The sequence below is a fragment of the Actinosynnema sp. NPDC049800 genome, assembly GCF_040656635.1.
Taxonomy (GTDB): Bacteria; Actinomycetota; Actinomycetes; order Mycobacteriales; family Pseudonocardiaceae; genus Actinosynnema.
Genome location: NZ_JBFAMT010000054.1, coordinates 46,829 through 62,960, shown reverse-complemented (window position 1 = coordinate 62,960; position 16,132 = coordinate 46,829). Strand labels below are relative to the sequence as shown.

17 protein-coding genes are annotated in these 16,132 nt (G+C 74.1%); 6 read left to right on the top strand and 11 right to left on the bottom strand.

Features of this window, described 5'->3' with window-relative positions; genetic code table 11:
- Positions 1–182: 182 nt before the first annotated feature.
- Entirely contained in the window at positions 183–1,004 is an 822-nt protein-coding gene (locus AB0I91_RS36960; protein WP_499641016.1) for an SDR family oxidoreductase, read from the top strand.
- Here the strand turns inward: AB0I91_RS36960 and AB0I91_RS36955 are convergent.
- The gene (locus tag AB0I91_RS36955) at positions 1,001–1,480 is read right to left on the bottom strand and encodes a DUF1772 domain-containing protein (RefSeq protein WP_499641015.1); all 480 of its coding nucleotides are present in this window, start codon (positions 1,478–1,480) and stop codon (positions 1,001–1,003) included. The two genes, AB0I91_RS36960 and AB0I91_RS36955, sit on opposite strands and share 4 nt — an antisense overlap.
- 146 nt (positions 1,481–1,626) lie before the next feature.
- Complete coding sequence (locus AB0I91_RS36950) at positions 1,627–2,022, bottom strand: ChaB family protein (protein ID WP_498772703.1); 396 nt, start codon at positions 2,020–2,022, stop codon at positions 1,627–1,629.
- A 70-nt stretch (positions 2,023–2,092) separates the two neighbouring features.
- Here AB0I91_RS36950 and AB0I91_RS36945 point away from each other — a divergent pair, with 70 nt between their 5' ends.
- Positions 2,093–3,484: an aldehyde dehydrogenase family protein gene (locus AB0I91_RS36945; RefSeq protein ID WP_498772829.1), complete on the top strand. Its 1,392-nt coding sequence runs from the start codon at positions 2,093–2,095 to the stop codon at positions 3,482–3,484.
- On the opposite strand, the gene AB0I91_RS36940 is transcribed toward AB0I91_RS36945, so the two are convergent.
- Both AB0I91_RS36940 and AB0I91_RS36935 read right to left on the bottom strand, forming a co-directional pair.
- Positions 3,442–4,044 (bottom strand): response regulator transcription factor, encoded by a 603-nt coding sequence (locus AB0I91_RS36940; protein WP_499641013.1) that lies wholly within the window; start codon positions 4,042–4,044, stop codon positions 3,442–3,444. The two genes, AB0I91_RS36945 and AB0I91_RS36940, sit on opposite strands and share 43 nt — an antisense overlap.
- A complete protein-coding gene (locus AB0I91_RS36935; protein ID WP_499615732.1) occupies positions 4,041–5,186 on the bottom strand; it encodes a sensor histidine kinase in 1,146 nt (381 codons plus the stop codon). The genes AB0I91_RS36940 and AB0I91_RS36935 overlap by 4 nt, the downstream gene beginning before the upstream one ends.
- 109 nt (positions 5,187–5,295) lie before the next feature.
- Between AB0I91_RS36935 and AB0I91_RS36930 the strand changes: the two genes are divergently transcribed.
- Both AB0I91_RS36930 and AB0I91_RS36925 read left to right on the top strand, forming a co-directional pair.
- A complete protein-coding gene (locus AB0I91_RS36930; RefSeq protein ID WP_499620191.1) occupies positions 5,296–6,210 on the top strand; it encodes an ABC transporter ATP-binding protein in 915 nt (304 codons plus the stop codon).
- On the top strand, positions 6,207–6,911 hold the full coding sequence (locus tag AB0I91_RS36925) for an ABC transporter permease (RefSeq protein ID WP_498772711.1): 705 nt from the start codon (positions 6,207–6,209) through the stop codon (positions 6,909–6,911). The genes AB0I91_RS36930 and AB0I91_RS36925 overlap by 4 nt, the downstream gene beginning before the upstream one ends.
- A 4-nt stretch (positions 6,912–6,915) precedes the next feature.
- Here the strand turns inward: AB0I91_RS36925 and AB0I91_RS36920 are convergent, their stop codons facing one another.
- The 6 genes from AB0I91_RS36920 to AB0I91_RS36895 all read right to left on the bottom strand — a co-directional run bounded on the left by AB0I91_RS36920 (position 6,916) and on the right by AB0I91_RS36895 (position 13,456).
- Positions 6,916–7,389: a VOC family protein gene (locus tag AB0I91_RS36920; protein WP_498772713.1), complete on the bottom strand. Its 474-nt coding sequence runs from the start codon at positions 7,387–7,389 to the stop codon at positions 6,916–6,918.
- A 78-nt stretch (positions 7,390–7,467) separates the two neighbouring features.
- Positions 7,468–8,745 (bottom strand): UDP-glucose dehydrogenase family protein, encoded by a 1,278-nt coding sequence (locus tag AB0I91_RS36915; RefSeq protein WP_499641011.1) that lies wholly within the window; start codon positions 8,743–8,745, stop codon positions 7,468–7,470.
- Complete coding sequence (locus tag AB0I91_RS36910; RefSeq protein ID WP_499641017.1) at positions 8,703–9,587, bottom strand: glycosyltransferase family 9 protein; 885 nt, start codon at positions 9,585–9,587, stop codon at positions 8,703–8,705. The genes AB0I91_RS36915 and AB0I91_RS36910 overlap by 43 nt, the downstream gene beginning before the upstream one ends.
- Before the next feature lie 2 nt (positions 9,588–9,589).
- Positions 9,590–10,825 carry a glycosyltransferase family 2 protein gene (locus tag AB0I91_RS36905; protein ID WP_499641009.1) on the bottom strand — a complete coding sequence of 412 codons (1,236 nt, stop codon included), beginning with the start codon at positions 10,823–10,825 and terminating at the stop codon, positions 9,590–9,592.
- Entirely contained in the window at positions 10,822–12,441 is a 1,620-nt protein-coding gene (locus tag AB0I91_RS36900) for a carbamoyltransferase family protein (RefSeq protein WP_499615743.1), read from the bottom strand. The genes AB0I91_RS36905 and AB0I91_RS36900 overlap by 4 nt, the downstream gene beginning before the upstream one ends.
- 88 nt (positions 12,442–12,529) lie before the next feature.
- On the bottom strand, positions 12,530–13,456 hold the full coding sequence (locus tag AB0I91_RS36895; RefSeq protein ID WP_499615746.1) for an NAD-dependent epimerase/dehydratase family protein: 927 nt from the start codon (positions 13,454–13,456) through the stop codon (positions 12,530–12,532).
- A 212-nt stretch (positions 13,457–13,668) separates the two neighbouring features.
- Here AB0I91_RS36895 and AB0I91_RS36890 point away from each other — a divergent pair, with 212 nt between their 5' ends.
- Positions 13,669–14,493 (top strand): aldo/keto reductase, encoded by an 825-nt coding sequence (locus AB0I91_RS36890; RefSeq protein WP_499615811.1) that lies wholly within the window; start codon positions 13,669–13,671, stop codon positions 14,491–14,493.
- A 70-nt stretch (positions 14,494–14,563) separates the two neighbouring features.
- On the opposite strand, the gene AB0I91_RS36885 is transcribed toward AB0I91_RS36890, so the two are convergent.
- Positions 14,564–15,073, bottom strand: a complete 510-nt coding sequence (locus tag AB0I91_RS36885) for a DUF2087 domain-containing protein (protein ID WP_498772725.1) — start codon at positions 15,071–15,073, stop codon at positions 14,564–14,566.
- Positions 15,074–15,135: 62 nt separating this feature from the next.
- Here AB0I91_RS36885 and AB0I91_RS36880 point away from each other — a divergent pair, with 62 nt between their 5' ends.
- Entirely contained in the window at positions 15,136–15,933 is a 798-nt protein-coding gene (locus AB0I91_RS36880; RefSeq protein ID WP_498772727.1) for a hypothetical protein, read from the top strand.
- Positions 15,934–16,132 lie beyond the last annotated feature (199 nt).

Sequence of the window (16,132 nt, the reverse complement as noted above, 5' to 3'; positions counted from 1 at the left end):
CCTGATTCCCGACGATCGAAAAGCGTGATCGCCGGGAATGAGGACGCGAACGACCGACGCGACCTCGCGGGGGGCCGCGAAGGACCGACGTGACCTCGCGGGTGGGCTCGCGGGGGCTCGCGATCGAGCCTCGGGTTCCCGGCACGGCGTGTGGCAAACACCGCCCCGGGTACCCGCAGCCCATGAGCGCACCACTTCCGCAGGACCGGGCGGGCGCGCCCCAGCGCGCGGTCGTGACCGGGTCGGACTCCGGCATCGGCAAGGCCGTGGCGGTCGCGCTGGCGGGCGGCGGGGTCGACGTCGGCATCACGTTCCACTCCGACGCCGACGGCGCCTCGGCCACCGCCCGGGAGGTCCGGGAGAAGGGCGTCCAGGCAGCCGTGCGGCGGCTCGACCTGACCGACCTGCCGACCGCCGCGTCCGTGGTCGACGACCTGGCCGCCGAGCTGGGCGGGATCGACGTGCTGGTGAACTGCGCCGGCACCGGGACCGCGCAGAAGGCCATGGACATGGACTTCGACACCTGGCGCGGTGTGCTGTCGGTCGACCTCGACGGCGCGTTCCTGTGCGCGCAGCGCGCCGCCAAGCACATGATCAAGGCGGGTCGGGGCGGTCGGATCATCAACATCACCAGCGTCCACGAGCACCAGCCGCGGGTGGGCGCGGCGCCGTACTGCGCGGCCAAGGCCGGGCTGGGGGCGTTGACCAAGGTGCTGGCGCTGGAGCTGGCCGAGCACGCCATCACGGTGAACTCGGTCGCGCCCGGCGAGATCTCCACGCCGATGACGGGTCAGGCCGACGTCGACCCGCGCACCGAACCCCGACCGGGCGTGCCGCTGGGACGTCCGGGGCACGCCGGCGAGGTGGCCGCCGTGGTGGCGTTCCTCGCGACACCGGCAGCCGGGTACGTGACGGGCGCGTCGTTCGTGGTGGACGGCGGCATGACGTTGATGGGCCCGCAGGCGAGCCAGCTCCTCACCGACCGGAGCTGGTTGCAGCCCTAGCCGGGCTGGTCGAAGCGGGCGGGCCGGTCGGAGCGCCGGGTGGCGCGGCGCGTGGCGGAGGCGGCGACGGCCAGGGCCAGCAGGCGCAGCAGGTTGCCGCGGTGCCAGGTGGTCGCCAGGCGGCGGCGGTCGTCGTCGGTCAGCGGTTCGGTGTCGCGCAGCAGGCGCAGGTTGACGGTCCGGACCAGGTAGCCGGTGAGCGCGGCGGCCACCAGCGTGCCGGCCGCCGCCGTGGCGACGTCCCGCCGGTCACCGCCGGAGCGGGCCAGGGCGACCGCCGTGGCCGCGAGCGTCACGGGCGCCGCCGGCATGTAGTACCGGACCGGGCTCCCGGCCGCCAGGAGCCCCGGCGCCCGGTTCGGCCGGGCGTCCGCGAGGAGCCGGGGGACGTCCACCACGGCCTCGTAGACGTTGCCGAAGAACCAGTGGGCCTGACCGAGTCGCGCGATCGCGGCCCACGGCATCCGGAATCCCATCCGCCGATACTACGACCGGCGTCCCGGACGGGGCCGCGACCGGGCTGCGACCGGCGAGGGCCGCGACTGCCGAGGGCCGCGACCGGCGGGGCCGCGACCGGGCTGCGACGGGGCCGCGACAGCCGGGCCGCAACCGGGGGCCCGGGCTACGAGCGGGCCTTGGCGGTCTTGCGGTTGTTCGCCTTGCCGATCGCCTCCACCAGCTGCTGCTTGGTCATGCTCGACCGGCCCGGCACGTCCAGCTTCTTGGCCAGGTCGTAGAGGTGCTGCTTGCTGGCGTTGGCGTCCACGCCGCCCGCCGTCCGGCCCTGCTTCGGCGTGCTGCGCGCGGCCTGCTTGTCGGACGGGCCCTTGCGGTCCTTGGGCTCCCAGTGGTCGCCGACCTTCTCGAACGAGTGCTTCAACGCGGCGAACGCGGTCCGGTGCGAGCGCTGGCCCTCGCCGTAGGTCTGCACCGCCGAGTCGTGCGCCTTGATCCACGTCCGCTGCGCCTTCTTCGGCGACCGGGCGATCGTGCTCGGCAACTCCTCACGTCCGGGCATGGCTCTCCTCCTCGGGGCTTCGCCTCGGGTTTCACCTCGGCCACCGGGGTACCCGGAGGCCATGACGGACATGCGTGTCGACGCACTCGACGTCCACAGCCCGGTCGACGGTCAGCTGATCGGCTGGCTGCCCACCGCCACGGACGAGGACGTCGCCGGCTCGGTGCTCACCGCGCGCGAGGCGCAACCCGGCTGGGCGGCCACGCCCGCCGCCGAACGGGGAACCGCCCTGAAAGCCGCCGCGCAGGCGATCCGGGAGCACGCGACGGACCTGGCGAACGTCCTGCGCTCCGAGACCGGCCGCCCCTTCACGTCCGCCCGGGAGGGTGTGCTGGCCGGTGTGTCCACGTTGGAGCAGTACGCCGAGCTGGGCCCGGTCCACCGCGGCCGGTCGCTCCAGGGCTCGCACGACGCGGCCGACTTCATGATCCCCGGACCACGTGGCGTGGTCGTCGCGCTGACACCGTGGAACGACCCGGTCGCGGTGTCCTGCGGCCTGCTCGGCGCGGCCCTGGTGACCGGCAACACCGTCGTGCACAAGCCGAGCGAACGCTGCCCGCACACCGGCGTGCTGCTCGCGCAGCTCATGGTCGACCACTTCCCGCCGGGCGTGCTCCAGAGCCTCACCGGCGACGCCTCGGTGGGCGCGGCGCTGGCCGCGTCACCGCACGTGGACGTCGTCGCGCACGTCGGCGGCACGGCCACCGGCCGCTCGATCGCCGCCGCGTGCGCCCGGACCGGCGCGAAGGCGCTGCTGGAGAACGGCGGCAACGACCCGCTGCTGGTCGACGCCGACGTGGACCCGGTCTGGGCCGCCGAACAGGCCGCGATCGGCGCGTTCACCAACGCCGGCCAGCTGTGCACGTCCGTGGAGCGGATCTTCGTGCACCAGGCCGTGGCCGAGGGGTTCCTGGCCGCGCTGTGCGAGGAAGCCCGACGGTGGAACGCCGACCCGCAACCCCTGGTGGACCTCCGGATGAGGGAGCACGTGCACGCGCACGTCGCCGAGGCGGTGGCGGACGGCGCGCAACCGCTGGTCGGCGGCGAGGTCCCGGACCGCGAGGGCGCGTACTACCCGGCCACCGTGCTCGACCGCTGCACGCCCGACATGCGCGTGATGAGGGAGGAGACGTTCGGGCCGGTCGCGCCCGTGCGCGTGGTGCCGTCGTTCGAGGAGGGCCTGGCCGAGGCGTGCGTGGACGAGCACGGCCTGGCCGCGACCGTGCTCACCGGGTCGATGGCCAACGCGCAGCACGCGTGGCGGGCGCTGCCCGTCGGCACGGTGAAGGTCAACGCGGTGTTCGGCGGTGCTCCCGGCGGCGCCGCCCAGCCGCGCCGGCTGTCCGGCACCGGGTTCGGCTACGGTCCCGAGCTGCTCGACGAGATGACGACGGTGAAGGTCGTGCACCTCGGGCAGGCTCAGATCCAGCCCTCGTCCCAGGCGAGCCGGGCGGCCTCGTAGCGGGTGTCCACGCCGAGCTTCGTCATCGCCGACGACAGGTAGTTGCGCACCGTGCCCGCCGCCAGGTGGGCCTCACCGGCGATGGTGGCCACCGTGCCGCCCCGGAGCGCGTACCGCAGCACGTCCAGCTCCCGTGCGGTCAACGGGCACGCGCCCTCGGTCAGCGCGGCGGCGGCGATCTCGGAGTCCACGTAGCGCCGGCCCGCGTGCACGTCGCGCAGGATCGAGGCGAGCTGCGCGGCCGGCGTCGTCTTGGGCACGAACCCGCGCACACCCGCGCTCAACGCCCGCCGCAGCACGCCCGGCCGCGCGTGCCGCGTCACGATCACCACCGCGACACCGTCCAGCCCGCGCACCGCCTCGGCCGCGAGCACGCCGTCCCGCCGCGGCATCTCCAGGTCGAACACCGCGATGTCGGGCCGGTGCGCCCGCACCGCCGCGACCGCCGCGTCACCGTCGCTGGCCTGCGCGACCACCGAGATGTCGTCCTCCAGCTCCAGCAACGCCGCCAGCGCGCCCCGGATCAGGTCCTCGTCGTCGGCCAGCACCACGCGGATCACCGGCCCACCCCCGCCTTGCCGACCAGCTCGAACCCGTCGGCGCCCGCCGGACCGACGTCGACCCGCCCGCCGACGGTGGCGAACCGCTCGCGCAACCCGGCCAGCCCCGCGCCGCCCTCGCCCACGTCGCCCGCGCCCGCGAAATCGGCCGGCACGCCGTCGTTGCGCAGCCGCACGCACACCTGGCCGTCGAGGACCTCGATCAGCACCGCGCAGTGCCGCGCCCGGCTGTGCCGCAGCACGTTCGTCGTGCCCTCCCGCACCAGCGCCCCGAACAGCGGCTGCAACGGCGGCGGCACGCCCGCCGCGTCGCCCTCGACCGTCGTCTCGATGCCCGCCGCCCGCAGCACGCCCACCGCGTTCGTGATCTCCGTGCCCAGGCTCGCCCGCCGGTAGCCCTGCACCACCTCGCGGGTCTCCTTCAGCGCCGTCCGCGCCAGCTCCGCCACCTCGCCCGCGTGCTGCCTGGCCAGCTCGTCGTCCCGGCCGATCAGCCGCTGCGCCAGCTCGCCCTTCAAAGCGATGGCCTGCAGGTGGTGGCCCTGGACGTCGTGCAGGTCGGCGGCGAACCTCAGCCGCTCCTCGGCCACGGCCAGCGCCTCGGCGGTCTTGCGGCTCTGCTCCTGCTTCACCGCCAGGTCCCACATCCACAGCTGGGCCAGGTCGGCGAACACCAGCGCGACGACCATGACCCCGGCCATGAGCATCGCCGGACCGGCGTCCTCACCGCCGAACAGCCCGCCCGTCGCGACGGAGAGCACCGCCATCAGCGCCACCACCGGCCACCGGCGGCGGGCCGGCAGGATCGCGCCCACGTGCGCGACCACCAGGGCGGGCATCACGGCCCAGACGGGCATGAAGCCGTGGGCGCCGCTGGTCACCGCCCACGCCACCAGCGCCACCGCGAACGTCGCCGCGTGCTCCCACGGCGGGCCGTCGCCGCGGCCCAGCCCGACCATCGCGTGGCGCATGTACCGGACGTGCTGGACGATCACCAGGGCCACGGCCGCCGCCAGCAGCACCGACGTCAGCGCGCCGTAGTCGTGCGCGAACAGGTCGGCCACCGTGCCCAGGCCGACCACCACGCCGCCGGTCACGACGGTCCACCACGTGTAGCGGCGGAGCCCGTTCAAGGGAGTCACACCGACGAATCTACGAGTCGGATCGCACCCCTGTCTGCTGACATCTGTCACAGGGACCGGTGCGCGACGGCACTGGGTGCGGCGCGGGCCCGCGACCACGATGGTGGCCATGGGAGAAACGGTGATCGACGTGGCGGACCTCAGGTGCCGCTACGGTGACTTCGAAGCCGTGCGAGGGGTGGACTTCGAGGTGCGGCGCGGTGAGCTGTTCGCGCTCTTGGGCACCAACGGCGCGGGCAAGACCACGACCATGGAGACGTTGGAGGGGCTGCGCGCCCCGTTCGGCGGCACCGTGCGGGTGCTGGGGCTCGACCCGTTCCGCGAACGCGCGGCGCTGCGCTCGCGCACCGGGATCATGTTGCAGGACAGCGGGTTCCCGGCCGACCTGACCGCGCGCGAGATGGTGGCGCTGTGGGGCGTCACGAGCGGTCGGCGCGCCACCGAGGACGTGCTGGAGCGGCTGGACCTGGCGCACCGGCGCGACGTGCGGATCAAGCAGCTCTCCGGCGGTGAGCGGCGGCGGCTCGACCTGGCGCTGGCCGTGCTCGGCCGGCCGGAGCTGCTGTTCCTGGACGAGCCGACGACCGGGTTGGACCCCGAGTCGCGGCAGCGGACGTGGGAGGTCGTGCGCGGGCTGCTGGCCGAGGGCACGACCGTGGTGCTGACCACGCACTACCTGGAGGAGGCCGAGTCGCTCGCGCACCGGCTCGCGATCCTGCACGAGGGCCTGGTCGCGGTGTCCGGCGCGCTGGTGGACGTGCTCGCCGCCCAGCCCGCGCGCATCGAGTTCGACCTGCCGGACCGGCTCGACGTGGGCGCGCTGCCGATGCTGTCCGGTGACGTGGTGCACCGGCCGACCGGCCGGGTCGAGGTGCGCACGGGCGAGTTGCAGGACGACATGGCGGAGCTGTTGGCGTGGGCGCGGCGGGAGGGCCTGCGGTTGGGCCGGATCCGCGCGCACCACGCGTCGCTGGAGGACGTGTTCCACAGTGCCCGGACGGGCAAGGAGGTAGTGGCCGCATGATCGCCGCACTGGGCGTGGCCGAGCTGAAGCTCCTGCTGCGCAACCGGACCGCCGCCGCGCTGGCCGTGCTGATGCCGATGGCCGCGGGTGTCTACTTCGCGCTGACGATGGACGGCGAGCAGGCCGGCTGGACGATGGTCGTCACGCTCCAACTGCTGTTCTCGTTCGGGTTCACCGTGTACGTGACGGTGACGACCTCGTTGACCGCCCGCAGGCAGGACCTCTACCTGAAGCGGCTGCGGACGGGCGCGGCGTCGGACGTCGTCGTGCTGACCGGCGTCCTGCTGCCGGTGGTGGTGCTCGGCCTCGCGCAGGCGCTCGTGCTGCTGGGCATCAGCGTGGCGGCGGGCGCGCCGATGCCCGACCGGCCCGAGCTGCTGGTGCTCGCCATGGTCGGCGGCGTGGCGCTCAGCTGCGCGGCGGGGGTGTGCACCAGCGGTGTCACCGGCACCGCGGAACTCGCCCAGATCACCACGGCGCCGTTCTTCTTCGCCCTGATCGTCGGCGGCCTGATCGGGTCCAACGGCAACTTGGAGCTGCCGGTGTTCCTGGTGCCCGGCACCGGCCTCGGCACGCTGGTCGGCGCGGCGTGGGGCGGACCGGCCGACCAGATCGGCCCGGCGGCGCTGTCCGTGGCGCTGTGGACCGTCGCCGCGACCGCCCTGGCCGCCCGCTTCTTCCGCTGGGACCCGCGCGGGTAGGCCGTCAGCCGACGGGGGAGAAGTCCGCGCTCTGGACGTACTCCATCGCCGCGACGAACGCGGGGTCGACCATCCGGGCGGCGAGCTCGTCCGGGGTCGGCTCCGCGACGCGCTGGTGGACCCACCACAGGTTGCCGAACGGGTCGCGCAGGCGGCTCACCCGGTCGCCCCAGAACAGCTCGGTCGGCTCGGTCACCACGACCGAGCCGCGGGCCACGGCGCGCCGCAGCACCTCGGCGTCGTCGGCGACGTAGAGCCGCAGGAACGCCGGGGTGGCCGGCCACCCCGGCTTGTCGAACATCATCACCACCGAGTCGCCGACGCGGACCTCGGCGTGGCCGATCACCCCGTCGACCTCGACGCGGCCCAGTTCGACGGCGTCGAGGACGGCGACCGTGAAGTCGATCAGCTCGGCCGTGCGGCCGGCGGTGATGATCCAGGGCGTCACGGTGTGGTAGCCGTCGGGCACAACGTTCACTTGATCGTCTCCTCGTTCCGGGTGGCGGTTCTCCACGAGGAGGGACGGTAGTGACGATGTAGGTCGGATCCGGTCCTACTAGGGGTGCGGACGGCCCAGCGAGACCAGGTGGAACCCCGCCTCGGCCACCTTCTCCACCGGCAGCAGGTTGCGGGTGTCCACGATGACCGGGCGGGCCATCGAGGCGGCCAGGTTCGGCCAGTCCAGCTCCGCGAACTCGGGCCACTCGGTCAGCACCACCAGCCCGTCCGCGCCCTCGGCCACCGCCTCGGCCGAGTCGAGCACCCGCACCGGGCCGCAGTCCTCCGCGACGCACGGGTCGTAGCCGGTCAGCCACGCGCCCTCCGCGGCCAGCAGCGAGGCCACGGCCAGGGCGGGGGAGTCGCGCAGGTCGTCGGTGCCCGCCTTGAACGTCAGCCCGAGCAGCCCGAGCCGCACGCCGGCCAGCGCGCGGCCCACCGCCTCGCGCACCAACCCGACCACGCGGTGCGCCTGGTGGCCGTTCGTGCCGATGGTCGCGCGCAGGAGCGGGAAGTCGACCCGCGCGTCCTCCGCCGTGGACAGCAGCGCCCTGGTGTCCTTGGGGAAGCACGAACCACCCCAGCCGGGACCCGGCTCCAGGAACGCCGAGCCGATCCGGTCGTCCAGCCGCATGCCCTCGGTCACGTCGCCGATGTCCGCCCCGACCCGCTCGCACAGCTCGGCCAGGCTGTTGACGTAGGACAGCTTCATCGCCAGGAAGCAGTTGCTCGCGTACTTCACCAGCTCGGCGCTCGCGCTGCCGGTGACCAGCGCCGGCGCGCCGGTGCCCGCGTACAGCGCGACCACCCGGCGTGCCGCGTCCTCCGCTTCCGACCCGACCACGACCCGCTGGGGTCGCAGGAAGTCGTCCACCGCGTGCCCCTCGCGCAGGAACTCCGGGTTGGACACCACTCGCACGTCCGGCCGGCCCACCAGCTCCGCCACCCGCTCGGTGGTGCCCGCGGGCACGGTCGACTTGATCACCAGGACGCAGCCGGGCCGGACCGCGTCCCGCGCCTCGCGCAGCACCGCGTGCACCGCGGCGAGGTCGGCCGCGCCGTCCGCGCCGGTCGGCGTCGGCACGCAGAGGAACACGAAGTCCACCGTGGACAGGGCGTCGGCGTTGCCGAGCACGAACCGCAACCGCCCGGCCCGCAACCCCTCCGCGACCAGCTCCGCGAGCCCCGGCTCGTGCGCGCCGACCTCGGCCCGGCCGAGCGCCGCGACCTTCGCCTCGTCCACGTCCGCGCAGACCACGGTGTGCCCGAGGCGCGCGAAGCAGGCGGCGGTGGTCAACCCGACATAGCCCGCGCCGATGACGCCGATCCTGGCCACGGCCCACCTCCCAGCAGCGATCGTGCGGCGTCCAACACCTCGTCCACGGTGATCCCGAGCAGGCCCGGGTCTGGTCGGTCGGCGAACGTGTCGCCGGTCGTGCCGTGCCACAGCACGTGGTGGGGCCCCGACCTCGGACCCCACTCGGCCGGTGGCACGGGCCCGAACAGCACCACGGACGGCGTGCCGTAGGCGGTGGCGACGTGGGCGACGCCGGTGTCGCCGCAGACGACCAGTCGCGCGCCGGCCACCAGGTCGAGCAGCCCGGCCAGGTCCCCCATCCGCGTCCGCCCCGGCGCGACCGCGCGGACCAGCGGCTCCTCGGCCGGGCTGCCGGTCACCACCACGTCCGGGCCCAACGCCCGCGCCACCGCCGCGAACCGGTCGGCGGGCCAGCGGCGGGCGGCGTGGCTCGCGCCGGGGTGCACGACGATCGCGTCGTGGTGGGGCAGCGGCGGCAGGCGCAGGTCGGCGGGGTCGCAGGCGATGCCGAACTGCGCCAGCAGCCGGCACCACCGCAGCACCTCGTGCTGGTGCCGGGGCCAGGGCACGTGCACGCCGTGGGTGATCAGCCGGGCGGGGTGGGTGGCGCGGAGCAGCTCGGTGCTCTGCGGCCCGCGCCCGTGCAGGTTGACCGCCAGGTCCGGTGAGCTGTAGTCGATGGGCACGAGGCCTTCGGTGGGCAGCAGTCGGTCGACCGCGTCGATCCGGGCCACCGCGTCGGCCAGCCAGCCGGGTGCGGCCAGGGTGATCTCGGCGCCGGGGTGCGCCCGCCGCAGCCCGCGCAGCGCCGGCACGGCCGTCAGCAGGTCGCCGAGCCCGAGCGCGCGCAACACGAGGATCCTCACGACCGCACCGTCCCGGTCCCGGACCCGGGCTCGATGCCGGCCTCACCCGCCCCGGCCGCCGCCGACCCACCGGCTGTCCCGGCTCCGCGCGCCGCCTCCGCAGACCTGCCTACCGCCCGGCGCCCGCCTGCCGTGCCGGCCCCGCGCGGCGAGGCCGCAGCCCCGCGCGTCCCGCCAGTCGCCGCACCGGCCGCACGGGCCATCGCACGCAGGTCGACCCGCGAACGCAGCCGGCCCAGCGCGTCGGCCACCAGCACGACCCGCCGACCCGGCCCTCCCACCACGGGCACGGCCCGGTGGCGCACCTCGCCCCGCAGCCGGTGCCAGCACGCCGCGGGCGGGATCGCGAGGCTGGTCACGACCATCCGCGCCACCTCGTCCCCGGTCCGCGGCCCGGGCGCGATGCGACGCGCGGCGAACCACCCGGTCAACCCCGCCCACGCCCCGCCGAACGCCACCGCCGCCTTCCGCCACCCGAGCAGTCCACAAAGGAGTGCCAACCCGCCGGCCCCCGTGGTCGCCGCGTGCCAGGGCAGCCGTCCGGGCGCGCCACCGATCCGCTCACGCCACCGCGGCCCCAACAACCGCCGCACCAGCGCGTCGTCCGCGTTGCCCCGCTGCTGCTTCAGGCTGGCGAAGAACCCCGCCTCCCGCACCGGGTGCGTGGTCACGCGGTCACCGTTCACGATCCGGTACCCGCGCGCCTGCACCCGCAACGCCAACTCGGCGTCCTCCCGGTACGCGCGCGGGAACCGTTCGTCGAAGCCGCCGGCGTGCACGAGAGCAGCCCGCCGGTACGCCATGTCCGCGGTGATCCACCGCGCGTCGGCCAGCCCCGCCGTGCCGCGCTCCCAGTCGGTCGGCCTGCGGTCCTCGGGCAGCGGCACGACGATCCGTGCCTGTGACGCGCCGACGTCCAGCCCCAGCCCGCCCAGGTCCTCGGCCAACCGCAGCTTCCAGTCACGCGGCGGCACCACGTCGTCGTCCAGGAACGCCACCCACTCGCAGCACGCGGCACGCCACCCGGCGTTGCGCGCGGCGGCCGGGCCGCGACCGCCGGAACGCAGCACGCGCGCCGAGTGCGTCGCCGGCAGCGGTCCGGGCTCGGGCCGGTCGTCCACCACGATGATCTCGCGCGGCGGCGGGCCGACACCGTGCTCCAGCGCGTCGAGCACGACGCGCAGGCTGTCCCGCCCCACGGTGGGGATCACCACCGCGTAGTCGACGCTCACGGCCGCCGCCGCACCACGAACCGGCCGATCGCCAGCAGGTCGACCGGCGCCGAGCCGAAGCACTCCAGCGCGTCACGCGGGTCGTCCACCATCGGCCGCCCGGCCGTGTTCAGGCTCGTGTTCACCACCACGGGCACGCCCGTGCGCCGGTCGAACTCGCGGATCACCCGCGCCATCAGCGGCTCCGCGCCCGGGTCGACGGTCTGCACGCGCGCGGTGCCGTCCACGTGCACCACCGCCGGGATCCGGTCACGCCACTCCGGGCGCACGTCGTGCACGAAGAGCATGTACGGGCTCGGCAACGGCCCCCGTTCGAACAGCTCGGCCGCGCGGTCGGCCAGCACCATCGGCGCGATCGGCCGGAACTGCTCGCGCCCCTTCACGTTGTTGAGCCGTTCCAGGTTCTCCGCCCGCCCGGGGTGCGCGAGCAGCGACCGGCGGCCCAGCGCCCGCGGCCCGTACTCGCTGCGACCCTGGAACCAGGCGACCACCTGGTCGTCGGCCAACGCCTCGGCCACCGCGACGGCCACGTCGGCAGGCTCCTCGTAAGCGATCTTCGCGGTGCGCAGGTAGTCCTCGACCTGCGCGTCGGTCCACGACCGGCCCAGGTCCGCGCCCGGCATCGCGCCCGCGGGCTCGCCCGCGTCCGCGACCACCTGCAACGCCGCACCCAGCGCGGTGCCCGCGTCACCGGCCGCCGGCTGCACCCACACCTCGTCGAACGGCCCCTCGGCGAAGATCCGCGTGTTCGCCACGCAGTTGAGCGCCACGCCGCCCGCCATGGTCAGCCGCTTCTGCCCGGTCCGCTCGTGCAGCCACCGGACCAGGTCCAGCAGCACCTCCTCGACGCGCACCTGCACGCTGGCCGCCAGCTCCGCGTGCTCGCGCGTCACCTCGCCGTCCGGGTCGCGGCGCTTGGCCAGCGTCGCCCAGTCCAGCGGCGTCACCGCGAACCCGCCGTCCTCGGTCGCCCGGACGTGCTCGCGCAGCAGGTCCAGGTGCTTGGGCTCGGCGTAGGAGGCCAGGGCCATCACCTTGTACTCGTCGCTGGAGCGCAGGAAGCCGAGGTGCTCGGTCAGGTCCTCGTAGAGCAGGCCGAGGGAGTGCGGCAGGTGCTGGGCGGCCAACGTCTCCAGCCTGTGGTCGCGGTAGCTGCCCGCCAGGTGCGAGCGGCACTCGCCGCGACCGTCGTTGACCAGCACGGCGCAGTCGCCGTCGAACGGCGCGGCCAGGCCCGTCGACGCGGCGTGCGCCACGTGGTGCGGCACGAACCGCACGATCGCCGGGTCCAACCCCGGCAGCGCGGTGGCCAGGAAGTACGGCGCGCGGCGGGCGTACTGGGTGCGCAGGTCCTCCCACGGCACGTCGCTGGGCTCGACCAGGTCCGGGTCGTAGGAGTAGGCGACCGCGTCGAGGTCGGCCGGCGTCAGCCCGGCGTGCTCCAGGCACCAGCGGGCGGCCTGCTCGGGCTGTTCCCACGCCGAGAACGGCACCGGCCGCTTGCCGTGCTTGCGCCGGGAGAAGCGTTCCTCTTCCGCGGCGGCCACCACCTCGCCGTCCACCACGAGGGCGGCGGCGGGGTCGTGGAAGACCGCGTTGACACCGAGCACCCGCACGGTTCTCCCCTTTCGCTCGACTCCTGTGTGGACCGCACCCGGCGCGACCTCCGCCCGGGGGTGACCGTCGCGGACCGGTGTCGTCCGACTACCCGACGAGGTGCCGGTCAAACGAGCGCCGCAGCCCCTCGTCCAACCCGATCTCCGGCTGCCAGCACAGCACCCGCCGGGCCAGCGAGATGTCCGGGCGGCGGCGGCGCGGGTCGTCGGTCATCGCGTCGACGTGCTCGATCGTGGACGTGCTGCCGGTCAGCTCGATGACCTTGCGCGCCACCTCGAGCACGGTGACCTCCTCGGGGTTGCCGAGGTTCACCGGACCGGGGTGGTCGCACTCCGCCATCGACAGCAGGCCCCGCACCAGGTCGTCCACGTGGCACAGCGACCGGGTCTGCGCGCCGTCGCCGTGCACGGTCAGCGGCTCGCCCGCGCGCGCCTGCCGCACGAACGTGGGGATCATCCGGCCGTCGTCGGGCCGCATCCGGGCGCCGTAGGTGTTGAAGATGCGCACGATCCCCGTGTCGACGCCGTACTCGCCGCGGAACGCGCAGGTCATGGCCTCGCCGAAGCGCTTGGCCTCGTCGTAGACGCTGCGCGGGCCGACCGGGTTGACGTTGCCCCAGTACGTCTCGCGCTGGGGGTGCTCCAAGGGGTCGCCGTACACCTCGCTGGTGGAGGCGATGACGATCCGCGCGTTCTTGCGCCGCGCCAGCTCCAGCGCGTGCAGGGTGCCGAAACCGCCCGTCTTGAGCGTGTCGACGGGCATGCGCAGGTAGTCGACCGGCGAGGCCGGGCAGGCCAGGTGCACCACCAGGTCGACGTGGCCGAGCAGGTCGAGGGGCTTGGCCACGTCCTCCACCACCACGCCCAGCCTCGGGTCGTCCGGCAGGTTGTCCGGCGACCCGGTGCGGAAGTCGTCGACGCACACCACCCGCGTGCCGCGCTTGAGCAGCGCTTCGCACACGTGCGAACCGAGGAACCCGGCCCCACCCGTCACCACCGCTCGTTCGAATCCCATGCGCTGGGCCTACCCGTGGAGCCGATGAGTAACCACCACTGCCCGGAGTAGCACTCGCCGGTGTCCGAACGACGGGTGATCGCGTCGACCCGTGACCACGCGTTCGGCACCTCCGTCACCTCGGACAACGCCCTCGCGTGGCGACCGGACCGGAGGGGCGGGCCGCCGGTCGGCGCGTTTCCAGCACGTGGGAGGCGGTGACAGCGGGCATGATGAGGCCCATGAGGACCATCACCCTGAACAACGGCGTCACCATGCCGCAGCTCGGTTTCGGTGTCTTCCAGGTGTCCACTGAGGACACCCCCGGCGCGGTGGCCGAGGCGTTGCGGGTCGGCTACCGCAGCATCGACACGGCCGCCGCCTACCGCAACGAGGAGCAGGTCGGCCGGGCCATCGCCGAGTCGCCCGTGCCGCGCGACGAGATCTTCGTGACCACCAAGCTGTGGAACTCCGACCAGGGTTACGACGAGGCGCTGCGCGCGTTCGACGCGAGCGCCGAGCGGCTCGGCCTCGACCGGGTCGACCTGTACCTGGTGCACTGGCCCGCGCCCAAGCAGGACCGGTACGTCGACACCTGGCGCGCGCTGGGCAAGCTGCACGCCGACGGCCGGGTGCGGGCGATCGGCGTGTCCAACTTCCAGCCCGCGCACCTGGAGCGGATCGTGGACGCGACCGGCGCGGTGCCCGCGGTGAACCAGGTCGAGCTGCACCCCAGGCTCCAGCAGGCGGAGCTGCGCGCCGTCCACGCCCGGCTGGGCATCGCGACCGAGGCGTGGAGCCCGCTGGCGCAGGGCGCGCTGCTGTCCGACCCGGTCATCACCGGGATCGCGGCCAAGCACGGCCGCACGCCCGCCCAGGTCGTGCTGCGCTGGCACGTGCAGCTGGACCACGTGGTCATCCCCAAGTCGGTGACGCCGAGCCGGATCGCGGAGAACTTCGCCCTGTTCGACTTCGAGCTCGACGACGAGGACCTGGGTCGCATCAGGGAACTGGACCGGGGCGAGCGCACCGGCCCCGATCCCGACACCTTCGGCTGACCGCCGGACAGCCGACGATCCCACCACCGAACGACACACGACCAGACGTCCGCGCGGACGTCGACGACCGCTAGACGCTCACCGGGCCGCCGGTACGCCAGTACACGCCGTCGTCCCGGCTGAGCAGCTCTTCGTCCACGAGGTACCGGCGCACGGTCACGTGGTCGACCTCACCGCCCTCGCACCACCGCTTCAACACCTCCACGACCTCCCGCTCGGGGTACCGTCTACCCGGCTCGAACGCGGTGCTCACCTGTTCGAGCACCGCCCGCCTGCGCCCGCGCTGCGCGGGGAGCTTCACCAGCCGCCCATCTCGCACGAACGGGTCCTCCTGGACCCGGTTCGCCTGTTCGACCCGGGTGGCCTCCTTGAACAGCTCCTCGCGCAACCGCAAGCCCGAACCGTCGGTCACGACGAGACCGGCCGACCGCAGTCGACGCAACGAGTTCTCGACCCGCCGAGCGTCCAACCCGGTCGCTCCGACGATGTCCGCCGTCGTGCGGGCGCCGAGCACCAGAGCGGCGGCCACGCGCAACCGCTCGGGTTCGGCCAGCAGTCCGATCAGTGAATCAGGGGTCACGCTTCGAGCTAACCGAACCCCGCGGTCTGGTGCACGCCCATTTCGGGCGGACCTTAATAGCCGTGCGCACTGATCACCTCTTCCCCCTGGCGTCGGTGGAGCCGGTTTTCGGCATGCCGACCGAGAACGCCCGCAAGTTCCAGCAGGTGGCGGCCGAGCAGGACCTCGTCATCGACGTGCGGGCCACGAACCCGCACGCGGTGGCGTGGTTGCGCGAGGGCGCGCTGCCCAAACCCGAGGCGGTGAAGGCCAAGACCATCGACGACCTCGACGTCCGACTGGGCGCGGCCCGCCGCCACCGGGGGCTCGTCGGCTACTTCCGGCCCGAGTTACCCCACCACGACCTGCACGACCGGCTGCTGCGCCGGTACGACCAGCGGCGGGTCGAGTTCGAGGCGTTGCGCGACAAGATGGACCGGTTCGAGCGACGGGGGGAGTACGTCGTGCGCGACGGCGTCGTGCACGGGTTCGACCGGCGCGGCGGGCTGCGGCCCCTGACCGGCGACCACGACGTGTTCGACATCCGCGCCTCCGGCGGCGCGGACCTGAGCCGCCGCCGGTACGACCGGGCGGTGGCGACCATGATGTCGATGGACATGGGCGTCACCCACGGCGCGCACATGTACTGGCGGCCGACCACCAAGTCCGACCTCGCGATGTTCGAGTCGATCGCCCTCAGCGGCGACGCCAAGCTGCGCTTCCACCCGGACGGCACGATGACCGCGGGCGACTACCGCCGCTTGAACGCCGGGATCAGCGCGATCACCACGCCCGCCAGGGCGGCCCGGCCGTACGCCAGCGTCTCCCACGTGGGCAGGCCCATGGTCCCGGTGTCCTCCGCGTCGGTGATGAACAGCTGACCGTAGAGCAGCAGCAGGAGGACTCCGTAGCAGCGCGCGTGCCGGTGTTGCCACGCGAGCGCGACGCCCGCCAGCCCCGTGCACACGTACAGGGTGTGGATGGCGCCGTCGCCCATGGGGAGGAACGGGATGGAGGCCGAGACGACCTGGAGCAGGCCGACCACGAGCGCGAGCAGCTGCGCCCGGCTGAACGTCCGCT

Bases quoted from the DNA above. Each gene is read 5' to 3' on its own strand.
- AB0I91_RS36930 (WP_499620191.1), top strand. From the start codon at position 5,296: ATGGGAGAAACGGTGATCGACGTGGCGGACCTCAGGTGCCGCTACGGT.
- AB0I91_RS36960 (WP_499641016.1), top strand. From the start codon at position 183: ATGAGCGCACCACTTCCGCAGGACCGGGCGGGCGCGCCCCAGCGCGCG.
- AB0I91_RS36895 (WP_499615746.1), bottom strand. From the start codon at position 13,456: ATGGGATTCGAACGAGCGGTGGTGACGGGTGGGGCCGGGTTCCTCGGT.
- AB0I91_RS36925 (WP_498772711.1), top strand. From the start codon at position 6,207: ATGATCGCCGCACTGGGCGTGGCCGAGCTGAAGCTCCTGCTGCGCAAC.
- AB0I91_RS36945 (WP_498772829.1), top strand. From the start codon at position 2,093: ATGCGTGTCGACGCACTCGACGTCCACAGCCCGGTCGACGGTCAGCTG.
- AB0I91_RS36955 (WP_499641015.1), bottom strand. From the start codon at position 1,480: ATGGGATTCCGGATGCCGTGGGCCGCGATCGCGCGACTCGGTCAGGCC.
- AB0I91_RS36890 (WP_499615811.1), top strand. From the start codon at position 13,669: ATGAGGCCCATGAGGACCATCACCCTGAACAACGGCGTCACCATGCCG.
- AB0I91_RS36950 (WP_498772703.1), bottom strand. From the start codon at position 2,022: ATGCCCGGACGTGAGGAGTTGCCGAGCACGATCGCCCGGTCGCCGAAG.